28 protein-coding genes are annotated in these 20,673 nt (G+C 64.6%); 17 read left to right on the top strand and 11 right to left on the bottom strand.

The window, feature by feature from the left end; genetic code table 11:
* Positions 1-37: 37 nt before the first annotated feature.
* Positions 38-460: a DUF1330 domain-containing protein gene (locus ACQY5K_RS04595; protein ID WP_428120476.1), complete on the bottom strand. Its 423-nt coding sequence runs from the start codon at positions 458-460 to the stop codon at positions 38-40.
* Positions 461-556: 96 nt separating this feature from the next.
* On the opposite strand from ACQY5K_RS04595, the gene ACQY5K_RS04600 reads away from it, so the two are divergent.
* Positions 557-1,582 (top strand): aldo/keto reductase, encoded by a 1,026-nt coding sequence (locus ACQY5K_RS04600; protein WP_428120478.1) that lies wholly within the window; start codon positions 557-559, stop codon positions 1,580-1,582.
* A gap of 24 nt (positions 1,583-1,606) precedes the next feature.
* Here ACQY5K_RS04600 and ACQY5K_RS04605 read toward each other — a convergent pair whose 3' ends face one another.
* From ACQY5K_RS04605 to ACQY5K_RS04625, 5 genes are all read right to left on the bottom strand, one after another.
* Positions 1,607-1,993 carry a type II toxin-antitoxin system VapC family toxin gene (locus ACQY5K_RS04605; RefSeq protein WP_428120480.1) on the bottom strand — a complete coding sequence of 129 codons (387 nt, stop codon included), beginning with the start codon at positions 1,991-1,993 and terminating at the stop codon, positions 1,607-1,609.
* Positions 1,990-2,232 carry a type II toxin-antitoxin system VapB family antitoxin gene (locus ACQY5K_RS04610; protein WP_428120482.1) on the bottom strand — a complete coding sequence of 81 codons (243 nt, stop codon included), beginning with the start codon at positions 2,230-2,232 and terminating at the stop codon, positions 1,990-1,992. The genes ACQY5K_RS04605 and ACQY5K_RS04610 overlap by 4 nt, the downstream gene beginning before the upstream one ends.
* Positions 2,233-2,362: 130 nt before the next feature.
* The gene (locus ACQY5K_RS04615; RefSeq protein WP_428120484.1) at positions 2,363-3,490 is read right to left on the bottom strand and encodes a class I SAM-dependent methyltransferase; all 1,128 of its coding nucleotides are present in this window, start codon (positions 3,488-3,490) and stop codon (positions 2,363-2,365) included.
* A 28-nt stretch (positions 3,491-3,518) separates the two neighbouring features.
* Positions 3,519-3,908: a hypothetical protein gene (locus tag ACQY5K_RS04620; protein ID WP_428120486.1), complete on the bottom strand. Its 390-nt coding sequence runs from the start codon at positions 3,906-3,908 to the stop codon at positions 3,519-3,521.
* Positions 3,909-4,248: 340 nt separating this feature from the next.
* Complete coding sequence (locus ACQY5K_RS04625; protein ID WP_428120488.1) at positions 4,249-4,500, bottom strand: hypothetical protein; 252 nt, start codon at positions 4,498-4,500, stop codon at positions 4,249-4,251.
* A gap of 629 nt (positions 4,501-5,129) precedes the next feature.
* On the opposite strand from ACQY5K_RS04625, the gene ACQY5K_RS04630 reads away from it, so the two are divergent.
* The 10 genes from ACQY5K_RS04630 to cysC all read left to right on the top strand — a co-directional run bounded on the left by ACQY5K_RS04630 (position 5,130) and on the right by cysC (position 14,770).
* Positions 5,130-5,372 carry a type II toxin-antitoxin system VapB family antitoxin gene (locus ACQY5K_RS04630; protein ID WP_423923095.1) on the top strand — a complete coding sequence of 81 codons (243 nt, stop codon included), beginning with the start codon at positions 5,130-5,132 and terminating at the stop codon, positions 5,370-5,372.
* The gene (gene vapC, locus ACQY5K_RS04635; RefSeq protein WP_428120490.1) at positions 5,344-5,751 is read left to right on the top strand and encodes a type II toxin-antitoxin system VapC family toxin; all 408 of its coding nucleotides are present in this window, start codon (positions 5,344-5,346) and stop codon (positions 5,749-5,751) included. The genes ACQY5K_RS04630 and vapC overlap by 29 nt, the downstream gene beginning before the upstream one ends.
* 278 nt (positions 5,752-6,029) lie before the next feature.
* Positions 6,030-6,332, top strand: coding sequence for a hypothetical protein (locus ACQY5K_RS04640; protein WP_428120492.1), 303 nt, complete (start codon positions 6,030-6,032; stop codon positions 6,330-6,332).
* 3 nt (positions 6,333-6,335) lie between these two features.
* A complete protein-coding gene (locus ACQY5K_RS04645) occupies positions 6,336-6,881 on the top strand; it encodes a hypothetical protein (protein ID WP_428120494.1) in 546 nt (181 codons plus the stop codon).
* 15 nt (positions 6,882-6,896) lie between these two features.
* Positions 6,897-7,643 (top strand): sulfotransferase family protein, encoded by a 747-nt coding sequence (locus ACQY5K_RS04650; RefSeq protein ID WP_428120496.1) that lies wholly within the window; start codon positions 6,897-6,899, stop codon positions 7,641-7,643.
* Between the two features lie 111 nt (positions 7,644-7,754).
* The gene (locus ACQY5K_RS04655; RefSeq protein WP_428120498.1) at positions 7,755-8,933 is read left to right on the top strand and encodes a DUF1214 domain-containing protein; all 1,179 of its coding nucleotides are present in this window, start codon (positions 7,755-7,757) and stop codon (positions 8,931-8,933) included.
* A gap of 42 nt (positions 8,934-8,975) precedes the next feature.
* Positions 8,976-11,282 (top strand): SDR family NAD(P)-dependent oxidoreductase, encoded by a 2,307-nt coding sequence (locus tag ACQY5K_RS04660; RefSeq protein ID WP_428120500.1) that lies wholly within the window; start codon positions 8,976-8,978, stop codon positions 11,280-11,282.
* Positions 11,279-12,202: a sulfate adenylyltransferase subunit CysD gene (gene cysD / locus ACQY5K_RS04665; RefSeq protein WP_428120502.1), complete on the top strand. Its 924-nt coding sequence runs from the start codon at positions 11,279-11,281 to the stop codon at positions 12,200-12,202. Before ACQY5K_RS04660 ends, cysD begins: the two co-directional genes overlap by 4 nt.
* Positions 12,202-14,148, top strand: coding sequence for a sulfate adenylyltransferase subunit CysN (gene cysN / locus ACQY5K_RS04670; RefSeq protein WP_428120504.1), 1,947 nt, complete (start codon positions 12,202-12,204; stop codon positions 14,146-14,148). Before cysD ends, cysN begins: the two co-directional genes overlap by 1 nt.
* 25 nt (positions 14,149-14,173) lie before the next feature.
* Positions 14,174-14,770: an adenylyl-sulfate kinase gene (cysC, locus tag ACQY5K_RS04675; protein ID WP_428120506.1), complete on the top strand. Its 597-nt coding sequence runs from the start codon at positions 14,174-14,176 to the stop codon at positions 14,768-14,770.
* 3 nt (positions 14,771-14,773) lie between these two features.
* Here the strand turns inward: cysC and ACQY5K_RS04680 are convergent, their stop codons facing one another.
* Both ACQY5K_RS04680 and ACQY5K_RS04685 read right to left on the bottom strand, forming a co-directional pair.
* Complete coding sequence (locus ACQY5K_RS04680) at positions 14,774-15,001, bottom strand: hypothetical protein (protein WP_419552892.1); 228 nt, start codon at positions 14,999-15,001, stop codon at positions 14,774-14,776.
* A complete protein-coding gene (locus ACQY5K_RS04685) occupies positions 14,998-15,162 on the bottom strand; it encodes a hypothetical protein (RefSeq protein ID WP_428120508.1) in 165 nt (54 codons plus the stop codon). The genes ACQY5K_RS04680 and ACQY5K_RS04685 overlap by 4 nt, the downstream gene beginning before the upstream one ends.
* A gap of 196 nt (positions 15,163-15,358) precedes the next feature.
* Here ACQY5K_RS04685 and ACQY5K_RS04690 point away from each other — a divergent pair, with 196 nt between their 5' ends.
* Complete coding sequence (locus ACQY5K_RS04690; RefSeq protein ID WP_428120510.1) at positions 15,359-15,604, top strand: hypothetical protein; 246 nt, start codon at positions 15,359-15,361, stop codon at positions 15,602-15,604.
* The gene (locus ACQY5K_RS04695; protein ID WP_428120512.1) at positions 15,601-15,954 is read left to right on the top strand and encodes a hypothetical protein; all 354 of its coding nucleotides are present in this window, start codon (positions 15,601-15,603) and stop codon (positions 15,952-15,954) included. Before ACQY5K_RS04690 ends, ACQY5K_RS04695 begins: the two co-directional genes overlap by 4 nt.
* A gap of 16 nt (positions 15,955-15,970) precedes the next feature.
* Here the strand turns inward: ACQY5K_RS04695 and ACQY5K_RS04700 are convergent, their stop codons facing one another.
* The 3 genes from ACQY5K_RS04700 to ACQY5K_RS04710 are packed head-to-tail and all read right to left on the bottom strand — an operon-like array spanning position 15,971 to position 17,126.
* On the bottom strand, positions 15,971-16,723 hold the full coding sequence (locus ACQY5K_RS04700; protein WP_428120514.1) for a maleylpyruvate isomerase family mycothiol-dependent enzyme: 753 nt from the start codon (positions 16,721-16,723) through the stop codon (positions 15,971-15,973).
* A gap of 40 nt (positions 16,724-16,763) precedes the next feature.
* A complete protein-coding gene (locus tag ACQY5K_RS04705; protein ID WP_428120516.1) occupies positions 16,764-16,901 on the bottom strand; it encodes a hypothetical protein in 138 nt (45 codons plus the stop codon).
* A gap of 45 nt (positions 16,902-16,946) precedes the next feature.
* Positions 16,947-17,126, bottom strand: a complete 180-nt coding sequence (locus tag ACQY5K_RS04710; RefSeq protein WP_428120518.1) for a hypothetical protein — start codon at positions 17,124-17,126, stop codon at positions 16,947-16,949.
* A gap of 143 nt (positions 17,127-17,269) precedes the next feature.
* On the opposite strand from ACQY5K_RS04710, the gene ACQY5K_RS04715 reads away from it, so the two are divergent.
* The 4 genes from ACQY5K_RS04715 to ACQY5K_RS04730 all read left to right on the top strand — a co-directional run bounded on the left by ACQY5K_RS04715 (position 17,270) and on the right by ACQY5K_RS04730 (position 20,628).
* Positions 17,270-17,503, top strand: coding sequence for a hypothetical protein (locus ACQY5K_RS04715; protein WP_428120520.1), 234 nt, complete (start codon positions 17,270-17,272; stop codon positions 17,501-17,503).
* Positions 17,500-17,964 (top strand): hypothetical protein, encoded by a 465-nt coding sequence (locus tag ACQY5K_RS04720; RefSeq protein WP_428120522.1) that lies wholly within the window; start codon positions 17,500-17,502, stop codon positions 17,962-17,964. Before ACQY5K_RS04715 ends, ACQY5K_RS04720 begins: the two co-directional genes overlap by 4 nt.
* Before the next feature lie 176 nt (positions 17,965-18,140).
* On the top strand, positions 18,141-18,548 hold the full coding sequence (locus ACQY5K_RS04725; protein ID WP_428120524.1) for an ester cyclase: 408 nt from the start codon (positions 18,141-18,143) through the stop codon (positions 18,546-18,548).
* A gap of 70 nt (positions 18,549-18,618) precedes the next feature.
* Positions 18,619-20,628, top strand: a complete 2,010-nt coding sequence (locus tag ACQY5K_RS04730; protein WP_428120526.1) for a molybdopterin-containing oxidoreductase family protein — start codon at positions 18,619-18,621, stop codon at positions 20,626-20,628.
* Positions 20,629-20,673 lie beyond the last annotated feature (45 nt).

Here is a 20,673-nt window from a genome sequence, read left to right on the forward strand (position 1 = left end):
CTCTCCGAGGTCGGCGGTCCGCAAGGTCGCCTCGATTTCACTCCCGGACGAACTCGGCGACCGTCTCGACGTTGAGCTGACCGGCCAGCCCCGCGGTGCGGTGCATAGAGGCTGCGCGCCACTCCTCGGAGGACGACATCGCAAGGAGTGCGCCGCGGTTGGGGTACTTGGCGATGGCGACTTCGTCCCACAGGTCCTCGACCTGGCCGAGCGCCAGGAACGTCACGTCGGCAGCGAACTGGATCTCGCCGCCGTAGTCCCCGATGATCTTCATAACCGCTCGGCCGTACAGCTGGTACGCCTCGTAGCCGGTGAGATCGGTTTCCCGCCCATCCTCGTACTCGGCCTTGTCCTTGAACTTCAGCAGGTTGACCATGTAGATCGGCCCGTCGGGACCGGGCTGCATCATCTCGTCGATGCGTTCCCGGCGCGTGGGCATCACTTCGTTGACGACCTCCATCGGGTCACCCTCCTGTCCTGGGCGTGGGCCCCATCAGTCAACAGCTTCCTTGAGCCAGAGATCTAGGGTCAGTTCCTCACGACATCGGGGGGACCCATGGCCGATCTGGTGACACGAACCCAAGCAGCGCCCGTCGTGTTGGGTGCAATTGCCTTCGGTAAGCCCTCCGAAACGACTCGCGACCATCCCCTGGCAGCCGACGACTCGTGCAGTGACCTGCTGCGAGCCTTCGCGGCGCTCGGCGGCGAAGAACTCGACACGTCGAGGATGTACCAGAACGGAAACAGCGAGGCGGTCATCGGCCGACTGCTAGCAGGCGCGGGCATCAGGGTGGGCACCAAGTACCACCCCAGCGTCGACGGAGGACCGGTTGCGCAGATGGAACAGTCGCTCATGGCCCTGCGACGCGACTCGGTGTCGATCTACTACATCCACATGCCCTCGACCGAGATCCCCCTCGAGGACACGCTCGCCGAGATCAACGACTGTCATGCCGCTGGCCAATTCGAGCGATTCGGCCTTTCGAACTTTCCCGCTTGGCAGGTCGTCGAGATCGCCCAATACTGCCAGCGCCACCGATACGTGATGCCGACCGTGTACCAGGGGGTGTACAACGCCCTGAATCGCACCGCGGAGTACGAACTCATCCCGGTGCTGCGCAACTACGGCATCAGCTACTACACGCACGGGTCGCTCGCGAGCGGGTTCCTCACGGGCAAGTACCGCAAGGGTGTCGCACCGGTGAAGGGGGTCGACCGCTTCGCTCAGTCACGCCGAATCAGGCAGTACGAGGAGCGCTACCTGCACCGCGACGAGATGTTCGCTGCGCTCGATGCCATCACCGCCGCCGCGTCAGAAGCTGAGCTCAGCACGCTCGAAGCGGCGGTGCGCTGGACCCAACATCACTCCGCAGTCGACGCATCGCTCGGCGATGCGGTGCTCGTCGGCGTGTCACGCATCGAACAGCTCGCGCCCATTATGCGGGCGTCAAGGGGCGGCCCGCTGCCGGATGCCCTCGTCGAGGCGTTCGACGTGGCGAACGAGTGCGTGAAGATGAAGTCCGAGTACTACATGCAATACCCCTACCCCACCGAAGGCAGCCCCTGGCGCTCGCGCTTCTGACGCGACGCAAGCCCTGCTTGTCGATCAGCCCACCGCCACGTCGGTCTGCGAGAAATCGTCACCAACGAATAACAGTGGTTGCCCCAGCCGCCGGGAAAGGGCATACGAGAACGTGTCGCCAAAGTTCAGTCCCGCCTGATGGTTCCCCTTGCCGAACCGACGCCAGCACGCCACGGCTTCGGTTGCGAGGTCGACATCCACTGAGACGACCTCGATCCCAATTCGACTGAGAAGTTCCTCGAGCAACTGCGTCCCAGCAGGACCCGTCTTGGCCTCGATCACAATTCCCAACTCCACTCGTGTTGCCGCCGAGATCACACAGTGCTCCTCCAGCAGATGTCGTTCGAGTTCGGCACTGCCAGGCTCGCCGAACAAGACCGCCACGATCGCCGATGTGTCGACGACGATCACGCTGGCAATCCATGCTCGTCGTAGCCGATGATGTCATCTAGGTCACATTGATCGCGCACCGGCAGACGGCGAAACCGTTCCACGATGTCGCCGAGTCCGAGCGCTCGGCGACGCCGAAGCTCAACCTCGAGACGAGCTTCGAGCGAAGCCACTACCGCGTCAGTGATCGACTCCCCCGTCAACGCAGCGAGATCCCGCGCCAACTGGTCCGCTCTCTCGCTCTTGATGCTCAGTGCCATAGGAACTAATATATCTAGTTGGGTAGATAGGCGCCTACCATTTGCATGCTCCGCGGGTACCGATACCGCCCGGACCTGAAAGCGGCCCTACGAGGTTCGGTCCAGTTCGGTCCAGTTCGGTCCGGCTTGGTCAGGCTTGACCGACGAGCAGGGTGAGCTGCCCGGCTTGCTGCTTGCCGGTCTGCAGGACTCGCCCTGTGGGCACCGTTTCGATGGTGACCCCGCCGTCATCGAACCCTGCACTGACGGCGTCGGCGACGAGGTCCATGTCGCGCATCGGGCCCCAGAAGGGCTCGTGGTTGTTGTAGGTGTCCCAGTCGATCATCGCCTGGGTGACTGGGTCGACGCCCTCGTATCCGGCGAAGTCGGCATGCACCATGAGCCCGCCCGCAGCGAGCAGGCGGCGGCATTCGGCCAGCGTTCTGCGCAGCGCCGCAGGCGACATCTCGTGCAGCACGATGTGCGACACGATGAGATTGAAATGACCGTCGGGAAAGTCGGTGCACTCGGCGTTCTGCTGCGAGAAGTGCACCGCCCGACCCAGCGACTCCGCCCTCGCGTGCGCGTACCGCAGCACCGGTGCGCCCAAGTCGATGCCGTGGACTTCAGCGTCGGGATACGCGTCGACGTACGGCAGTGTGGAATTGCCGACCGTGCAGCCCATGTCGAGTATCCGGCGCGGCGCGAAGCCGGGATGCGCAGCCGCTAGGAGGTTCTGGCAGATCGAGTGGCCGTAGTCGTCGTTGAGTGCGCCCATCTGGCCCATCGCATAGACGTAGACGCCGCGGTCGTACACCGCACCCACCGACACGTCGCCAGCCATGTATTCGCCGCGGTAGCCCCCCGGCATTGCGTGGATGTCGACCTCGGCGTTGTACCAGGGGATCTCGAGATCTGGGTCGAGACGCAGAGTCCCGAGCCCCGCATCGGCTGCCCGTGCCCGGGCTGCGAGGTCCTCGGCTTGGCGCGTCACGGCGTCGCCGACCGAGCTCCACAACAGGTGCTGGCTCGATCGTCGAATCGAGCTCCACAGCCGGTAGTACGTGTCGGCGCTCAGTGCTTCGCGGACTTCGTGGCGGTCCGCCGGCTCGGCTCCGTGTTCCGAGACCCACCGGTTCCTAACCCGGTGGTCGTAGATCTCCCTCACGCCGGGGCTGACCCGGGTCGCAATGTGCGATTTCAACGCCTGAACGAAGCTCTCGCGTGCGAGCTCGTCGTGCGTCTCGGTGGGAAGAAGTTCGTGTCGTTGCTGGCTCATCGGTCTGTTCCCCCTGTTGTGCGGTCTGTCACAGCTCAGCGAGTGCGCGATCGACGACCTGGAGATACCGGTCTTGCGTCTCGCCGGCCAGCGCCTCTTCTCGCATCTCTTCGAAAACGCGGTACACGCGACTGGCGAACGCCGTAGCTTCTGCAGCACGGGCGACGGCCGCATCGCCGTCGGGGCGGTGCGCCTCAATTGCCGCCGAGACGTCGATTCCCGCCGCGTCGAGCACCGCTTCAAGGCTGCTCTGCCGCTCCCGCAAGGCCCACACCTCGGCCGCCAAAGCCGTCACGATGGCCAAGACCGCATCGGTCGCGCCTTCGTCATCGAAGAACGTCGGCCTCGCGCCGCGTGCTTTGGTCGGAAAGGCTCGCCCCTCCACCGGCTGAGCTTGCGGTGCTGCCGGTTCGTCCATCACCCAAGCTTCCCAGAAACTCGTTGGCCAGGCGGACTGAGCTGCGCATCGGTTGAAGATCATCGCTTCTGCAGGCAGCGTGCCGCCCCGCGCTCCAAGCTCCAATAGGACGGAAGGGCTCAGACCGCCGCGGCGGTGGCTGACCGGATACTCGAACCTGGTCGTCCGCTTGCGGCCCTTCGTGGCAGAGGCCGTGCCGACGGCCCCCTGTCCCAAGTGCCTCACCAACTGCAGCTGACCCAGAAATCCTTTTCCACATGGGCTGCTGGGATGCCCACACTCTGTTCAATCAGAGACGCCGCGACCCTGACGGCATCAGGATCCTCACTGAGTCGCCACGTCATGTGGCGAAGCTCGCAGCCAACGGCGGTGTGGACGCGATCAGATCGCGCCAACGCTGCCGCGTCTCCATGTGAGGCTCATCACCGATCTGGCCGTCGAGCAACTGCGGGCGCAGTTCCCCGCGGTCATCCAGACCTCCGACAGCGACGGAGACCGCCGACCACGGACCCTCGACGACTGCCGGGCCCGCCCGAAGCGCTTCGATCAACGCCACTTCGGTGGGCCACAGCTCGCGCAGCCGTCGTCCCAACGATCGTTGGCTGAAACGGACCGATGTCCATCCCTTAGGCGCCCGAACCGGAACCGCAGTGACGAATGTGCCGGCACCTGCGTGGTCAGTCCGAGCCAATGAGCGGCAGCGATTCCCGCCGGGCCTGAACCCGGACCGCCCACCTCTAGGGCGACCTCCTCCACGGACGGACGCGACATCCCGAGCCGGGTCGAGACGCCCTTCCAGTACAAGCCCTTGCGAATCCACGCCACCCCTCCAGATGCGCACAGTCTCGACAGGGCCGTATCGGCCGCGCCACGTGACACGTCGAAATCGCTGGCACGCACAAACGAGTGCGTCGGCGAAGACTCAACCATTCCTTCGATCATGGAGGACACCGAACCCCACCCACCGACGTCGCCTGAGACCGCCCAACCCGCAGCGTTCGACTGATGTTCCTCCTCGACATCAACGTCGTCTCCGAGTTCAGAAGGCTCCGCCCCTCCACCGGTTGGGCTTGCGGCGCTGCCGGTCCGTCCATCACCTCAGCTTCCCAGAAACTCGTTCGCCTGGCCGACTCTCCTGGGCTTACTCTGCCTCGTCGTTGCCGGTCCTCAGACGTGCTGGCGTTGTACACCTCTATACACCACTAGGTGTAAAATCCTCGTGTGGGCCGGACCAACATTGACATCGACGACGAGCTGATCGGACGAGCAATGAGCATGTACGGGCTAAGAACCAAGCGCGAAGCAGTGCATCTTGCGCTCACGGAACTCGTCGGAGGCGAGCCGATGAGCATCGAAGAACAACTCGCCATGGAAGGCGTCGGATGGGAAGGCGACCTCGACGCAATGCGCGCCAAGCGATTCGAAGACTGGGGGTATGACGAGGACTTCGATGCTGCTGGCTGACAGCTCCACCTGGGTCGAGTTCCTCAGGGGCACCGGTTCACCGGCAGCGATTCGCATGCGCGCAGCGATTTCCGACGACGAGGTGACAGTAATCGACCCGATACTGCTCGAGGTGATGGCTGGCACTCGATCAGCGATAGTCGATCGCACGCTGCGATTGATTGAAGCCCAGCACTTCGAGGCTTTGGAGCCCCGGCGCGACTGGCTCTCCGCGGCATCGATCTACCGGGAGCTGCGGCGGCGAGGCATCACCATTCGCTCTCAGTTGGACGCCGTGATCGCCGTAGTGGCCATCCGGCTCGACATTCCTGTCCTCCACCGCGACCGCGACTTCGACCTCATCGCGCAGCACACCCCCCTGCGTGTCGCAGTCATCTGATCACGGCCGAGATCGCCCGTCGCGCAACGGCGCTGCACGTTCTCGACCCTGCACCCTTCCGAGACACGCTCATCGCCGCCACTGCCCTGCACCACGACATGACCGTCATCACCAGAAACGTCAACGGCTTCGAGCGATTTCATCAACTCCAAGTCAGCAATCCCTGGAATTGAATCCGAGAGTGGTCACCGGCGTTCTTGTTGGCGAAATCACACTCGCGCCGGAGGCCGCCTTCGAGATCCGCTGACAGCTGCTCGAGGCCGCGAGGGGGTGATGCGATGTCTTCGTCGCCCGGTGGCGGCCACACGATGTGGAACTACACGCCGGAGCTGCCGCTGCGGTCGGCGCCGTTCCTGCACTGGCCCCCCCGACCGGGTGCCATCGCAACGCACCTGGTGCGTACCTGGCTCCCGCTGCGGTCCCGCTTCTTCATGCTGGCTGTGTCGTTCGGGATCTGGGCATGGTTCATGCCGTCGCTCGAGCGCACCAAGCACTTCGAACTCGGCTGGATCTTCGAGGCGTGGCTTCGCAACCTGATTCTCGTGACGGTCGTTGCAGGCGGGCTTCACGTCTGGCTCTAGGTCATGGGTCGCCAGGGAGACTCCCTGCGCTATGACGCCCGGCCGTTCGGCCGGAACAAGCGGGTGTTCCTGTTCGGAAATCAGGTGCGGGAGAACATCTTCCTCACGCTCGTACCCGCCGTCGTGGTCTGGACCGGGTTCGAATCATTGCTGTTGTGGGCCTACGCCAACGGGTACGCACCATCGATCACGATTGGCGACAACCCCGCCTTGTTCGTGGTGTTCCTGGCGATCATCCCGTGGTGGTCCGTCCTGTACTTCTCGGCTCACCATCGGTTGCTGCACACCGGCTTCGACGCCCTGTTGCTGGGGCCGCAGAAGCGCCGGCAGGCCCGCTTCGAGCTGGGCGATTTCCACCATCAGCTCCACCACCGGTTCATCGAGTGCAACTACGGCGGACTCGAGTCGCCGCTGGACGAGATGATCGGCTCGTTCCACGACGGGACTCCGCAAGGCGACGCAGCGCTCGCGCACCGCCGTCACGAGCGGTTGAGCACCCGCACGGCCCGCAAGGACACCGGAGGGGATCACCGTGCCGGAGCCGGCTGAGCGGGGGGCTCACAGATGCTCTTGATCCTGTGGGCCACACCCCGCTCGATCTCGACGGCGTTCGAGTGGATGATGCGCCAGCGAGGCGACTTCGAGTGCTTCCACGAGCCCTGGAACGAGCTCTACTACTACGGCGAGGACCGCCGGTCCCAGCGCGACGGCCACGTCCCCGCACGACCGGGCCACCACTATGCATCGTTCTGGGACGAGATCTCAGTGCTCGCCCAGGCACAGAACATGTTCGTGAAGGACTTCGCCTATTCGGTCGAGCACCACCTCGACGACGCCAAGCTCTCGGCGATGACCCACACGTTCCTGATCCGGGACCCGAAGCGAGTGGTCCAGGGGCTGGGCCATCACTGGCCCGACTGCACGTGGGACGAGGTCGGGTTCGGGCCGCTGCACCGCCTGTTCGCACAGATCGCCGACCGCGACGGCACTCCCCCGCCCGTCATCGACGCTTCCGACCTCATCGGCGACCCCGAAGGAACGATCCGGGCCTATTGCGACGCGGTCGGCATCCGGTTCGTCGCCGAGGCGCTCGAGTGGTCCCAGGGCGAACGCACCGAAGTGAGCTGGTACGGCGAGGGTTCCGGCCCTTGGCACGATGCGCTGCGCCAGAGCTCCGGCTTTCACAAACCCCCCACGGAATATCCGCCCTTGGAGGACACTCCTCGCCTCCAGGGGCTCTACGAGCGAAGCCTGCCCCTCTACGCAGACATGCTCGCCCACAAACTCGGTCCCGCCGCGCTGCTGGGTTGACTTGCCCGGTCTTGTGGTCCTGCCGGTGAGGAGGCAACCGTGTTGACGATGGAACGGCAGCGAGCTGGGCAGGAGTTGCTGTCGGGCCGCTCGCGTCTGTAAAGGTGCGCCATGCGACGGTTCGCCATCGGTCTCCTTGCGGCGTTTCGAAGGGTCTCGCTGTTCGTCTTGAGAGTGCGCGGCAAGACGCACGACGATGTGGCCGCCCAGCGCGTCGTCAGCGGCCAATCCTGGAACGAATTCTGCGACTCGTTGAAAGCGGCGGGTGCTGCGCTGAATTTCCCCGGCACGCCGCAGGACTCGTTCAGCCAAGCCGAGGGGTATCGCTACCTCAGCCGTCTCGCTCGTGCCGGCCTGAATGCGTTCGTTGAGCACGCCGACCCCAACGCACCTGTGCTGCATCGCGTCGTCGACGAGACCACCAAGCTGGGGGCGGACAATCCCGACAACTTCTATCTGACGGCTGCGTTGGACGGGAGCTACGAGTACAAGATCACCGGTCGGCGCAACGACATCGTCTATCTGAGCTTCGGAACACAATCCGGCAACTACGGCCAGGGCGGCGGCCTGCCCCCCACGGGGTACATCGAATCCGACGAGATCAAGATGGACCCCGACGGGGGCTTCGAGCTGGTGCTCAGCAGCACTCCCCAGGTCAGCAACTGGCTCCCGATGACGCCCGAGACCGGCACGCTGGTGGTCCGCCAGACGTTCGGGGACCGCACCACGGAGACCCCTGCAGAGCTGAGCATTGAGCGCATCAACTGTCCTCCCGACGAGCGGCGCCCTTCCCACCTGACGGCACGGGCGCTCGATGAGGGGTTGAAGAAGGCAGGGGCGCTGGTGATGGGCGCACCATTGCTGTTCGCCAAGTGGGCGCGCGACTTCTCCAAGCACAGCAACGAGCTGCCGATGTTCGATCCGGACGTGTCGCTGGCCGCCGACGGGGACCCGAACATCACCTACTACCACAGCCACTGGGCACTGGCGCCCGACGAGGCTCTGCTCATCGAGGCCACGCCTCCCGAATGCGAGCACTGGAACTTCCAGCTGAACAACTACTGGATGGAATCGCTGGACTATCGCCACTTCACGATCCACACCAACAAGCATCACGCCCACTACGAAGCCGACGGTTCTGTGCGCTTGATCGTGGCGCACGAAGATCCCGGCCTGCCGAACTGGCTCGACACCGCAGGCCACACGTCGGGCACGATGTGCTTTCGGTGGGTGCGCGCCGCCGAGCACCCCCAACCGGGGTGCCGAGTGGTCAAGCTGAGCAGCTTGTGAAGCTAGCCCAGTGACAGAACGCTCCTGCAGCCGGAAGGTGTCGTGACTTCCACGGACTATGAGAACCCCTATCGCCCTGTACCCATCAGGATCTTCAACCGGCTCGGCCGGGCAGGTCTGCATATCGGGCTCTCGGACCGCCTGGACGTCGGTGCATTGCGTGAGGCTGCGCAACGCAAGACCGGCCTGACGGACTTCGGCGACGACGGGCATTTGCGTGCTCTCAACGTGCTCGTCGCCTCGATCAACAGCGAAGCCCGCCTGACCCCGACCGGCCGGCAGATACAGCAGTCGCGGCTCGTCGCCGCGCTGGTTCACCGGCTGCGTATCGAGGATCTGCTCAAGCGGCACCCCGAGATCGACGACATCGGCCTCGGCACAATCATCCTCGTCACGGGCTTGCAGCGCACCGGCACCACGTTGCTGCAGCGCCTCCTGAACTCCCATCCGGAGGTGCGGGGCATCTCGGGCGCGGAAGCGCTGGTGCCGGTGTCGACAGCCGACGGGACCGAACGCGCGCAGCGAACTCGCCAATGGCGTGCCGTGCTTGCCCAGAAGACGATCTCCTACCTGGCACCTGAGTTCATGGCGATCCATCCGATCGGCCACGACCAGGCCGAAGAAGACGTCCTGCTGCTCGATCTGAACTTCATGAGCCAGTCAGCCGAAGCCATCATGCATGTGCCGAGTTATTCCCGCTGGCTGGAAGAACAGGACCACACGCAGACCTACCATTACTTCCGCCGAGTCCTGAAAGTGCTGTCGTGGCAGCGCCCCGGGCGCGCCTGGGTGCTCAAGACTCCGCACCACATGGAGTACCTCGACGTGTTCGGGAAGGTGTTCGATGGCGCGACCATCGTGCAGACCCACCGCGACCCCCGAGTGACGCTCGCATCGTTTTGCAGCATGGTTGCCCACGGCCGCGGCATCTTCAGCGACTTGGTCGATCCGGCCGAAATCGGGCAGCACTGGTGCTACAAGACGCACAGGATGGTTGACGTGGCCATGCAGACCCGGGCCGAGTCGCCGGCCGGTCGATTTGTCGATGTTTCCTATTACGACCTGACGAACGACCCGATCGCCGAGGTGAGGCGGATCTGCGGTCTGGCGGGGATCGGCTTCGATGCCGAAGCTGAGCGAGAAGCCGGGCAGTACATGGCGGCAAACCCGCAGAACCAATTCGGCAAGCATGAATACAAGCTCAGCGATTTCGGACTGAGCGAGCAGATCGTCGACGAAGCCTTTTCCTCCTACCGGGAGGCCTATGCAATCCCGTTCGAAGAGGCCCCGAGCCAGCCATCGAGCGCTCATGATCAACCCACCGGCGAGGCACCTTCTGGCATGACACGAGAGAAGCAAACGTTCCCTGGCAGCGCCATCGTCAACGCCATGAGCGCGGCCCTCCGGGACCTCCGAGATTCGAAGAACCCCGACCTCAGCCCTGTCCCAGATGACGTGCGGATCGACGGCAAGACGTGCCTCGTGACCGGCGCCAACAGCGGAGTGGGTCGAGCTGCGGCGGTTGATCTCGCACGGCGCGGCGGGAACATGATCCTGGCCTGCCGCCCCGGTCATGTCGGCATCTGCGACGAGATCAAGCGACAGTCCGGGTCCGAGACCGTGGAATTGATCGAGGTGGACCTCGCCGATCTCCGTTCCGTGCATCGCTGCTGCGACCAGCTGCACGAGCGCGGCATCCGCATCGACATTGCGCTCATGAATGCCGGCCTCTTGTCGCGCAGATCGAGGCAGACCCCGCAGGGATACGAAGTCATGTTCGCGGTCAATTTCCTAGCCAAACGGGTGATGATCGACCGATGGCTGACCGACGGCGTCATTCGCCCGTCGAGCCACCCCAGCGAGACTCCGCGGATCGTGTTCGTCGCATCGGAATCTCACCGGTCCTGCGACCCCATCGATTTCGATCGCTTCGGTGCCTACACCGAACACGCGATGACCGAGAGCATGCAGAGATACGGCCAAAGCAAGCTGACTCTCTGCACGTTCACAACCGAGCTGTCCCGACGCCTGAATCAGGGCGAGAGCATCGATGTCGCAGTGCACGCGTTGTGCCCGGGAGGCGTGGCCACCAATATCGCCAGGGAATCGCCGACACTGCTGAAGCCGATCATCAGCCCGGTGCTGCGATTGTTCTTTCAGTCTCCCGAAAAGGCCATCGGACCGGTCGTGTACCTGTGCTGCGCCGAAGAAGCGGGCAGCTCCACTGGGATGTACCTGCACATGATGCATCGCAAGCAGGTGTCGCCCCCGGCGTCGGACCCGGAAAATGGGACCAAGCTGTGGGAGGCCAGCGAGGCATTGGTGGCGGAATCGAGCGAATTCAGATGAGCGCCTCAGTGCCGGTCGAGCTGCGGCTGACCCATCTCCAGCAGCTGGAGTCCGAGGCGATCCACATCATGCGCGAGGTGGTCGCCCAGTGTGAGCGGCCGATGATGCTGTATGCGATCGGCGAGGACTCATCCGTCCTGCTGCACCTCGCCCGCAAGGCCTTCTACCCAGGGAGGATCCCGTTCCCGCTCTTGCACGTCGACACGACGTGGAAGTTCTCCGAGATGATCTCGTTTCGGGAGCGGATGGCTGACGAGATCGGCTTCGAGCTGATCGTCCACACCAACGCCGAGGGTGTGGCCCAAGGGATCAACCCGTTCGACCACGGTTCGAAGAACTACACCGACATCATGAAGACCCAGGCGCTCCGCCAGGCGCTGGACGCGGGCGGGTTTGACGCGGCGTTCGGGGGTGCTCGGCGTGACGAGGAGAAGTCACGGGCGAAGGAGCGGGTGTTCAGCTTCCGCGATTCGCATCATCGCTGGGATCCGAAGAATCAACGTCCCGAGCTATGGCACCTCTATAACGGGCGGGTCAAGGCGGGCGAATCGATCCGGGTGTTCCCGCTGAGCAACTGGACCGAACTCGACGTGTGGCAGTACATCGGTCTCGAGGACATCCCCATTGTTCCCCTCTATTTCTCGGCGATGCGGCCGGTGGTGGAGCGTGACGGCGTGCTGATCATGGTGGATGACGACCGGTTCGTCTTCGACCAAGGCGAGGTGGCGGAGCTGCGCTCGGTGCGGTTCCGCACACTTGGCTGCTACCCGCTGTCGGGTGCGATCGAATCGACGGCAACGACGCTGCCCGAGATCATTCAGGAGATGCTGCTCGCCACCCGCTCTGAGCGCGAAGGCCGGGTGATCGACTACGACCAGTCAGGCTCCATGGAAGAGAAAAAGCGCGAGGGGTACTTCTGATGGCCCCTGCATCCGGTCTGGCTGCCTCTGGATTCGTCGAGTCTGACTTTGACGCCTACCTGGCCTCCCATCAACAAAAGGACCTGCTGCGCCTGTTGACCTGCGGCAGCGTGGACGACGGCAAGTCGACGCTGATCGGCCGGCTGCTGCACGACTCCCAGCTCATCTACGAGGACGTGCTGGCCAGCCTTGAGGCCGACTCTGCGACGCAGGGTTCGGCGGGCAGCCGGGTCGACCTGGCGCTGCTTATGGACGGTCTGCGGGCCGAGCGGGAGCAGGGCATCACAATCGACGTCGCCTACCGCTGCTTCTCCAGGGCCCGGCGCACATTCATCATCGCCGACACCCCGGGCCACGAGCAGTACACCCGCAACATGGCGACGGGCGCGTCGACCTGTCAGCTGGCGGTGATCCTGGTCGACGCCCGCCACGGGGTGCTGCCCCAGACCAAGCGCCACAGCTACATCGCCAGCCTGCTGGGCATCCGCCATGTGGTGGTGGCGGTCAACAAGATGGATCTCGTGGACTGGTCGGCGGACCGCTTCGCTGCGATCTGTGAGGACTTTCGAGCGTTCTCCAAGACGCTCGAGTTCGGCGAGCCGTACTTCTTGCCGACCTCCGCCCTGCTGGGCGACAACGTGGTCGACGGGGGCGACAACCTCGACTGGTTCGACGGACCACCGCTCTTGGAGCACCTCGAAACCGTGGACGTCGACGCCGGTGTCGATCTCGAGCACTTCCGTATGCCGGTGCAGATGGTCAGCCGGCCGAATCCGGACTTCCGCGGGTTCTGCGGCACTGTTGCTTCCGGGGCCATTCGGCCCGGCGATGAGGTCGCGGCCCTGCCATCAGGGCTCGGCTCGACGGTGGAACGGCTTGTGACCTTCGACGGCGACCTCGACGTTGCCGGGCCGGGTCGAGCGGTCACCGTCACCCTCGCCGATGAGATCGACATCAGCCGCGGTGACATGTTGGTGAGACGTGGCGATGAGCCGCTGCGTGCCCACGAGCTCGACGCGATGGTGGTGTGGATGGCCGAGGCCAAGATGGAGCCCGGCAGCTCGTATCTGCTCCAGTCCACCAGCGGCATCTCAAACTGCACGATCCGCAGCCTGCGCCACCGCGTCGACATCGACACGCTCGGAAACGAGCAAGCGCTGGCACTGGGACTCAACGACATCGGACGCTGCGTGGTCGCGTCGAACCGGGAGTTGCTGTTCGACCCCTACAGCAGCAATCGCACGACAGGGTCGTTCGTGCTGGTCGATCGGCTCTCGAACGCCACTGTGGCCGCTGGCATGTTCATCGGCGCGGCGTCGGCGTGGGACCACTCGCCAGACGCGGCGCTCGTACGGCAGATCTCGGAGATCAGCGACGCCGAGCGGGCCATCCGGTTCGGCCAGCAGCCCTGCACCATCCTGCTCACGGGACTCACCGCTGCGGGCAAGTCCACCCTCGCCACCGCGCTTGAGCGTGAGCTGTTCGACCGGGGCAAGGTGTCGATCCGTCTCGACGGCGAGAACGTTCGCATGGGCATCTCCCGGGATCTGGGCTTCAGCGCCCAGGAACGATCGGAGAACCTGCGCCGTGTGTCGGAAGTCGCTCGGCTGGTGAACGGACAGGGGCTGATCGCGATTGCCGCCCTGGTGGCGCCCAACGGCGAGGTCCGCCAGCGTGCCCGTGACCTGGTGGGCGCCGACCGCTACGTGGAGGTATTCGTCGACACACCGATCGAGGTGTGCCGCGACCGTGACCCCCACGGCCTGTACGCCATGGCCGACAACGGAGAGATCCCCCGGTTCCCCGGCGTTTCGGCCGGCTACGACCGGCCAGCGGACGCCGACCTGCGTGTCGACACGTCCGCCCAAGGCGTGGACGAGTGCGTGGCGGCGATCGTGCGGGTGCTGACCGAGCGCGGCTTCCTCCGAGGACCGAGCACGCCATGAATGAGGGCCCGGGGATGGGAACGCCGTGAACGAACCCGTCTCGCGCAACATCGTTCGGGCAGAGGGACGGGTCAGCGGAACGGACCGGGCGGCCCACTTCGGCCACCGCGCGGTGACGGTGTGGTTCACCGGGCTCTCGGGCAGCGGCAAGTCCACCCTTGCCTTCGCCCTCGAAGAAGCGCTGCTGGAGCGTGGCATCGCCGCCTACGTGCTCGACGGCGACAACGTCCGCTTCGGGCTCAACCGCGATCTCGGCTTCTCACCTGAGGACCGCACCGAGAACATCCGCCGGATCGGCGAGGTGTGCCGCCTCTTCGGTGATGCGGGCATTGTCGTGCTGACGGCATTCATCTCGCCATATGCCACGGACCGCGACCAAATGCGTGCAATCCACCCCGAAGGCACGTTCGTCGAGGTCTACGTCGACACGCCCCTCGATGTCTGCGAAGCCCGCGACCCCAAAGGCCTCTACGTGAAAGCCAGAGCCGGCGAGATCCCAGATTTCAGCGGCATCTCCGCCCCCTACGAGCCCCCGCCCTCGCCCGAGATCACCATCGACACGACCCAGCCCCTCGACGACTGCATCGCCCACCTCCTCGCCACGCTTGGCGCAGCGCTTTGAGTCTCATTCCTTGCAGATCTTGGCGATCGTTTGGGGCGAAGCGTTCGCGACAGCGGCGATATCCCGCAGCGATGCTCCGTTCGCCTGGGCAAGCCGGATCGCAGTTGCCCATTGCGATGCCAGATCTTCCTTTTGACGGGTCAGTCTGCGAACGACGTTGAGAGCTGCCCCCTCTGAACTCGTGGCCATGTCGAGGCCAGAGAGATCCCAAATCGACTTGACGTTGCTCATCGTGCCTCCTCGATGCTGCGCAGCAGCTTCGCGATCACGTCTCGGATGATCACCGCTGCTGCCAGTTCGTCACTCCGGCGTTCCACGATCTCGACGACCGCACCGAGTGCCTCCAGAGTGTGCGCCAGTTCTGACTCGTCGAGGTCGACAGTGATCCGCACGCCAAGAGTCTAACTAATGGACATAGTGTCCAATCGGCGAACAGGCGGATCGGTGGCACGACGATGTCGCGTGCCAGCACACGTTCTTCGCCCCGCTCGACGGCTGGGTCGCCGCTCTGCTTGCCGCCGCGCCGCGCGACGTCAATCCTCGACAAATTGACTTGCCATACATATATGGCTCAAATACTGTGCGCGTATGGCCACCAAGACGACCATCAACTTCGATGATGAGATGGAGGCGGCGCTCGCCGAGCTCGTGGCGATGGACGGCACCAAGAAGCTCGCAATCAAACGGTCGCTTCTTGCCGAGGTGAAGCGTCGCCGCCGCAGCCAGGCCATGCTGGACATGATCGCCTCCTGGGAAGCAGACGAAGGCCTGATCGACCGCGACCACCTCGACTGGGCCGACGCAGTCCTCGACCGTCAGGGCGTCGGTCGTTGATCATCGACGCAGGACCCTTCATCACCGGCGGCGAGTGCCTGAACTCTCGGCTGTGGGCACTGTTCAAGCGGGCAATCGAACGAGGCGATGAGCTGCATACGACCCACCCAGTGCTCGCTCAAGTTTGGCGTGACCCTGCACGACAAGCCAATCTGGCCCGGGCACTACGCCACTTCGAAATCCATCCTCTCGACGAATCGATCTCGGTTGGGCGCCGGTTGGCGACGTCGGGCACTTCTGACGTCGTCGACGCGCACCTTGCAGTCGTCGCCGAGCGGCTCGGCACCTTCATCCTCACCACCGACCCCGGCGACATGTCAGGACTCAACGCCCGCTTCGAGACCTATTGACAGCGACAACTCACCGCTAGTCCCAGGTGCCGAATTGGAAAGCCTCGCTGGGCAGTGCTCGCCACTGCTCCCATACCGTTGGGTCACCGTCGGTGACGTCGATCCCGGAGTGGGGTCGGCCCCACAATCCGAACAGCACTTGGACCGGCGGCCCTTCGATGACCACAGCGGCTGGCGACGTTGACTGGGGCAGCGCCTCGACGTTGACAGTGCCGACCGCGTCGCCGGCATCGACGAGCCGCGCAGTTAGCCGACCAGGGTCTCGTTCGAGCACGCGACGCATCGCCTGCAGGAAGAACCGGCACGTGTAGTCGGCTGCGTCCAGCGCCTGGGTCGGCGTCATCGAGTGCTCGTGACCCAGGGCCATCTCGACATCGAGGCGGTGCATGCCCAGCTCTGATGCCGCGTGCCAGGCCCACAACCCTGCGGTGCCTTCCCCGCCGGTCATCGAGAAGTAGCAGCGCCGATCGAGATCGTCGGTGAGTTGGTTGATGGCCGAATGCGCCCACGTTGCGAGTTCCGCCGTCGAGGTACCAGCGGGCTTGAGGCCAGCACGCTCGTACCCCCGTGCCCGGGACTCGGGATCCTCCGGCACCGAGGTGATCATCTCTTCCCAGGCGATCCCCACGCGGCCGATGTGCGACGCTGCGTTGTAGACCGTCCAGCCCGGGCAGTTCGGAACTAGCGCCGCCTGTTCTTCGTCGCCGCGGCCGCAGATGTAGTCGATGGCCGACCGCGCCGCCGCAACCCGCTCAGCATGATCCAGCATTGTTGACCCCTCTCCGCTTCCGCTGGTGTTGGACGCATAGCTATTCCCAGTCGAGATCGATGTCGATGGATACCAACTCGATGGCACCGTCAGCCGCGAGCTGGCCAACCACGTTCAACGCCCGCACGAGTACGCCGCTGGTTATCAGAATCCGGTAGTCCTGACGATCGGGAATCAATTCCGGCAGGTCATCGAATTGCCCGGCGAACCTATCGACGATCAGTCAAGTTTGCTGAGTCGACTCTGTTTCGTCGATTCGACGCATGATCCGCTTACGGGACCGGGCCAGCAGGTCTTGTGGGGCATCGGCAACATCCCAGATGATGCTGTCTTCGAAGATGGCGTCGACCTCAGACGGGGCCATCGCCGCCAGCTCAGCTGCGGTCCACACCCGCCGGGTCATGAGCCCACGATACTCGGAACCGGTCACATCGTCGGGTAGCCGAATCGTTGGCGATCCGCAGTACGGTGGCCGACGTCGACTCGGTGGGCCGGTCATCTCGACAAGAAAGCTCGACCGCCCGCGCATCCCCTCAGGAGATGGACATGTACGACACAGATCTGCCGATCCGCAGCGACCTGCGGGAGGCTCATGCGGCAGTTGTCGACCGTTGGACCCGCCCCGGCACCTGGTGGACCGCCCAAGAGCGCTTGGCAATCGTCGCCGAAGTCCGTCGAGCGCGTGATGCCGCAGAGATCCCCCGGCATGGGTTCGGGCATCACAGGTCAACGGTGCGATTCGCGAAGGGCATCCGCTGCCTGCCGCAGCCATTGACGTGATCTGGCGGCTGACCAACCACTCCGGGACGCTGACGGCCGAGTGGTGCGAGATGGTCATCGACGGCTTCGGTGAGGCCTCCGGTGCGATCACCCCTGGCCAGTACACAGAGCTCGTGGCGCTCGTCGCTCAGGCAAACTGCATCGACCGATTCGCCGAAGGTCTGTCCCTTGACCGTCCGGCGCCTGGAGAGCCAATCTCCGGCGAGCCGAACCGCACGGTGCCCGGCAACGCAGCCATGCGGGACCACTGGGTGCCGACCGTTCCAAGCGACTATCCGGCGGTCGTCCAAGCACTCAGCGGTGTGCCCGCCGAGAACGCTGCCATGCTCCTGCTGTCGGATGCCCAGTACCTCCCGGTCGACGAGATGTTTGACCTGACGAGCGACCGGAACGCACTCTCCCGCATGCAAGTCGAGTTGGTGGCCGCACGCACGTCGGTGCTGAACGAGTGCTTCTACTGAACGACCGGCCATTCGATGCTGCTCAGTCTGAGCGGCCGAAGCCAAGAGGCCCTCCGCTTGCTCGCACACAGTTGAGCTCTAGCGCCCGCAGCGCGGCATGGACATGTCCGGCGCCGTCTGACAGGCTTCGCTTGGGCCACAGAGCCTGCAACTGAGGGGGTCACAAGATGTCACAGATGAACGAGACAGCCGCCGCATTCTTCGACGCATGCGAGACCGGTCAGGGCTGGGACGGCTGTGCCCAGTACTGCACCCCCGATGCGTCGTTCGCTGCGCAGTCCGAAGCCATCGGCGACCTCACCGACCTCCGCTCCTACACCGAGTGGATGAAAGGCATCCTGACGATCCTCGAAGACGGCTCGTACGACCTGAAGTCGTGGGCCGTCGACGAGGAGCGCAGCAGCGTGCTGGCCTACGCCGTATTCAACGGCACCCACACCGGCGACGGCGGTCCGGTTCCGCCGACGGGGAAGGCGGCCAGCTCGGACTACGTGTACGACATGCGGTTCGAGGGCGGCAAGATCGCTCACATGACCAAGATCTGGCACTCCGGCGTCGCCCTGCAGCAGCTCGGCTGGGCCTGAACTCCGACGCCAGTCCTACCACCAGATCCGCCGGGGTCTAGATGTGCCAGGAGACCAGATCGTGACGCCAATGCGGACGAACTGCCCACGTGACTGCTACGACAACTGCGGGATCGTGGTGCGCTCCGGCAAGGACGGTCGGGTCATCGTCCAAGGCGATCCCGAGCATCCAGTCAGCCGAGGAACGCTGTGCACGAAGTGTGCAACGGCCTACAACGGAGTGTGGCAGGACCCCGAGGCCCGCCTCGGGACTCCGCTCCGCCGGGTCGGCCCGAAGGGCGAAGGCGCATTCGCACCCATCAGCTGGGAAGACGCTCTGGCCGAGACCGCGGAACGCACGCAGCAGGTCGTCGACGAGCGCGGCCCCGCGGCCGTGCTCCACACCCACTACTCGGGAACGATGTCGATGCTGGCGTTCATGTTCCCGCTGCGGTTCTTTCACCGCTTGGGCGCGACCGAAGTAGAGCCGGATTCGATCTGCAATCTGGCCGGACATATCGCGTGGTCGTACATGTTCGGCACGTCCGTCGCTGGATTCGACCCGCGTACCGCGGTCGATTCATCGTGCATTCTCGTGTGGGGTGCCAACCCCTCTCACAGCGCCCCGCACATGGACCGGAACTGGCTGGGAGACTTCAACGGGTCCGTCATCGTCGTGGATCCGATACGCACGGCGACCGCGGCCCGGGCCGATCTTCATCTCCAGCCTTACCCCGGCACCGACGCTGCGCTGGCGTTTTCCATAGCGCACGAACTCGGCGCCATGGCGGCCTTCGACACCGAGTTCATCGCTGACCATGTCCAAGGCGTCGACGAAGTGCTCCCCGTCATCGAGACGTGCACGCCCGAATGGGGTGAGGAACAAACGGGTGTCCCGGCTGGTGACATCAGGCAGGCTGCCCGGCTCTATGGGGCCGGACCGGCGCTTCTGTGGGCCGGTCAAGGACTCCAACGTCAGCCCACGGGCGCAAATGTCATGCGCGCCGTCGGCTTGCTGCCGGCGCTGACTGGCAACATCGGCAAGCCCGGCGCAGGGATCAGCTACCTCAATGTTGCGGCGGCCGTGCTCGGCGCGGACTTCGACGAGCTGTCCGGCACGTCACTGGCCCCCAACGGCGCTCCCAAGGTCAATCACATCGGCCTTGCAGCCAAGCTCGAGGACCCCGAACGATTCGGAGCGTTGTTCAGCTGGAACACGAACCCGGTCGCCTCGGCTGCCGAGCAGGACAGGCTCCGCGCGGCACTGTGCCGACAGGACCTGTTCACCGTCGTCGTGGACTGCTTCCCAACTGACACGGTCGACTACGCCGACATCGTGCTGCCCGCCGCGAGCTTCCTGGAATTCGACGACCTCACGTTCAGCTATATGTCACCGATCGTGGGAGCGCAACAGAAGGTCCGAGAGCCGATCGGCGAGGCGCTGTCGAATCAAGAGATCTTCCGTCGGCTCGCTGGGGCGATGGGCCTCGACGAGCCAGAGCTCCACGTGACCGACGATATGTTGATCCAGCGGCTCCTCGACCAGCTCGACCTCGGTCTTTCCTTCGCGGAGCTGGCAGAGCGAGGCCACGTGTATCTGGCCCGTGAGCCAGTCGACTTCTTCGCCGACCGACGCTTCCGCACCCCGTCGGGTCGCATCGAAATCGCATCCGACGCTGCATCGGCGGCAGGCTTGCGACGGGCTCCGGTTCCGACGGCTGACGCCCGTGAAGCCGACGGGATCTTCCGGCTGCTGTCGCCTGCCTCACAGTGGCGGCTCAACGACTCCCACGCCAACGACCGCACCATCGCCCGGCGATCAGGTCCTGCAACCGTCACGATCCACCCCGCGGACGCGGCCGATCTCGGCATCGCCCACGGCGACCAGGTCCGAATGCGCAACAGCGCAGGCCAACTCGAGGTCGAGGCAAACGTGGAGAACGTCACACCTCGTGGCGTTCTCGTCAGCTACAAGGGACGTTGGCCCAAGCTGGAACCCGGCGGGGCCAACGTCAATGTCCTCCACGAGGCCATATCGTCCGACATCGAGGGCTGCAGCGCAGTGCACGCCACGCGAGTGACGCTCGAATTAGCGCATTGACGCACTCGAATCCCGCTCGGTGGTGGTCGGCGACGTGGGTCGCCT

The sequence above is a fragment of the Candidatus Poriferisodalis sp. genome (assembly GCF_965262965.1).
Classification (GTDB): domain Bacteria; phylum Actinomycetota; class Acidimicrobiia; order Acidimicrobiales; family Poriferisodalaceae; genus Poriferisodalis.